We start from the raw sequence: 2,404 nt of genomic DNA, 5'->3' as shown, positions 1-2,404 counted from the left end.
ACCTTGCTCAGCGGCCTTGCGGAACCAGAAAACCGCCTGCGGGTAGTCCTTCTCAACCCCCTGGCCGTTGATATAGCGGACGCCTAGGTTGTTCTGTGCTGCGGCCTTACCCTGCTCAGCGGCCTTACGGAACCAGGAAACCGCCTGCTGGACGTCCTGCTCAACTCCTCGGCCCTGCTCGTAGCAGAATCCGAGGTGGGTCTGGGCATCGGCATTACCCTGCTCGGCGGCCTTTCGGAACCAGTAGACCGCTTGCCGGGTATCCTGCACGACACCTTGGCCGGCGGCATAACTGACACCGAGGTTGTTCTGGGCATCGGCATCGCCCTGTTCGGCCATTCTCTGAGTCGTGGTTAGATCCTGCGAGGCATACGTATAGCTAACTGACTGTAGTAAGCAAAACGTAAAAAAGAACAAGCGTGCACAGTGCATATAAGGGGGCTCTACGATTGACTGGTTCGCGCCCCTGCTCTTACTGGGTTCCCAAAGAGCTGAGCTAAATGGATAGAAGCGGATTACGCCTGAATGATAGCGTTCTGCGATTAATCTTATCTGATGCCTGGAGCCAAGGGTGAGTAGCCAAATCTAAAGTGGCAAGCATGTAAGTGTCGACGGCTCTGGCTGTAGCTTTAAAAAATAGGCAGCGCCATCCGTTTTTGGGTCGATTTCGGTCAGTCGCGACAGGCAGAAATCGGCCAAAAGCAGCCATTTGAATGAAAAGCGGACATATTTATTTTTCATCGCGTCGAGGGCCATACACTTCGAGGCGACGCCACCCTGGATGGAGGTTTGACCAAGGTCAGCGAGCGCTGAAGGTCGCGGCAATAAAAGAATACGGCGATCAGGAACACCAGCGTCAATATCGACGCCCCGATGCTGCCCAATGCCTCCAGTTCGCTGAAGATTCCCCCGGCCACCGAAGGATTTACCCAGGGCCACGCCAACGCCCAGGCCACGGGGATGGTCAGCAGAATCTTGAAGACGACGAGCAACATCGGCGAACCCTGCAATCAATGACAGTCGCCATTATGCCGCAGCGGATTTTGCCTTGAATGCGGTCACGGGTCGCAGGCGAGCCCCTGTTAGGTTGGAAGGCTTCCCGGTCCGCACCCACGAAACTATTCCTTTGGCAAATCCTCGATTACCTAGCGACGCGAGGCCGTGAAGGTGATGTTGTTTTGATATCAATTATGTCACTCTCGGAGTCAGCGCTCGGTCGCGAAAAGGTTATTGATAAACAATTCTCCGAACGGAATCTGGTATGACCACAGTAAAAGAAGAAAGCAGCTCTTCATTGATGAAGATGGTGGAGGCCATCGCCATTAGCCCGCAGGATGCCCGTGAACTGGTTGCCCAGTACGAAGACCAGGCACGCAGCTCGGCGCCGTCCGCGACGGAAGAAAAGATTCAGGACGCAGTCGTCGAAAAAATCATCAGCCGCTATTCAAAGTTAGCCGCGACGTCTGGCGCCGCCACTGCTTTGCCGGGGGTCATTCCCGGTATCGGCACTGCGGTGAGCGCTGTGGGCGGCGGGTTGGCGGATATCTCGGTCTGCATGAAGCTGCAGATCGACATGACCATGTGCTTGGCGGTAGCCATTAACGGCAAGATGTCCAACGAAGATGCCAAGCACATGTCGTACATCATCGCTCTATACGGCTCCCTGGAGCAGATGGGGTCTACCGGCGCTACCAGAATCGCCAGCAAGGCCGGCGTGCGCATGGTTCACCAATACTTGAAGGGCCCGACGCTTCAGCTCATCAAGGAACTGTTCGCGAAAATCGGTATTTCGTTCACTCAGAAAGCCGCGGCGAAAGTGATCCCGTTCGGGATTGGGGTCATCATCGGCGGAACGGCAAATTACGCGCTCACCACCTACGTAGGAAAAACCGCTCGCGACACTTTCCGTCTGAATCTGAAGGAAGAGGCGACCACGGAGTAATTGTCATCGGGAACAGGGCTGCACAAGCGGCTCATGGTGAGAAAGGGGGACGGATTGATTCTTCCGGAAATAAATCTGCCCCCTATTTTCCTCTGTTGAATGCATAAAACAAAAGGAACAGAAAGTGCAAAGAAGTGAATTTAAAAACCCTCACGTCCTGTGGCACTTTGATAGAGTGAGAGAGGCAACAAACAATTTAATGTTCATGTCTGCCACAAACACCGAACGTTCGGATAGAGAAATGAAAATTAACGAGTCGACCAGAATTTCCATGGGTTGGCCGTCGCACGTCAAGAGCATGTATGATTACAGAATGATGTTCGGCGAGGTATATGAGCGATTATTTCAGTTTTGTGTTATTTCTCTGTGCTCTGATGCCGAGGTGTTTTTTAAAGAGACCTTCGATAAACATGGTTATGCCAAAGGCAAAGGGAACGGTTTTTTCCAAAGACTGGATGATGT

4 protein-coding genes are annotated in these 2,404 nt (G+C 53.0%); 2 read left to right on the top strand and 2 right to left on the bottom strand.

Annotated elements, in window-relative coordinates; translation table 11 throughout:
• Positions 1-339 (bottom strand): tetratricopeptide repeat protein (locus AC1DH9_RS28765; RefSeq protein ID WP_477809293.1); only part of this gene is annotated, 339 nt, incomplete at its 3' end.
• A gap of 246 nt (positions 340-585) precedes the next feature.
• Positions 586-1,014: a hypothetical protein gene (locus AC1DH9_RS28760; protein ID WP_477809292.1), complete on the bottom strand. Its 429-nt coding sequence runs from the start codon at positions 1,012-1,014 to the stop codon at positions 586-588.
• Positions 1,015-1,261: 247 nt separating this feature from the next.
• Between AC1DH9_RS28760 and AC1DH9_RS28755 the strand changes: the two genes are divergently transcribed.
• Entirely contained in the window at positions 1,262-1,942 is a 681-nt protein-coding gene (locus AC1DH9_RS28755; protein WP_427542837.1) for an EcsC family protein, read from the top strand.
• Positions 1,943-2,066: 124 nt separating this feature from the next.
• Positions 2,067-2,404, top strand: a 338-nt coding sequence (locus AC1DH9_RS28750; RefSeq protein WP_477809291.1) for a hypothetical protein, incomplete at its 3' end; no start/stop codon positions are given.

This window comes from Pseudomonas sp. 05T35 (genome assembly GCF_056396605.1).
This window is presented reverse-complemented; position numbering and strand designations above follow the sequence as displayed.

Bases quoted from the DNA above. Each gene is read 5' to 3' on its own strand.
- AC1DH9_RS28755 (WP_427542837.1), top strand. From the start codon at position 1,262: ATGACCACAGTAAAAGAAGAAAGCAGCTCTTCATTGATGAAGATGGTG.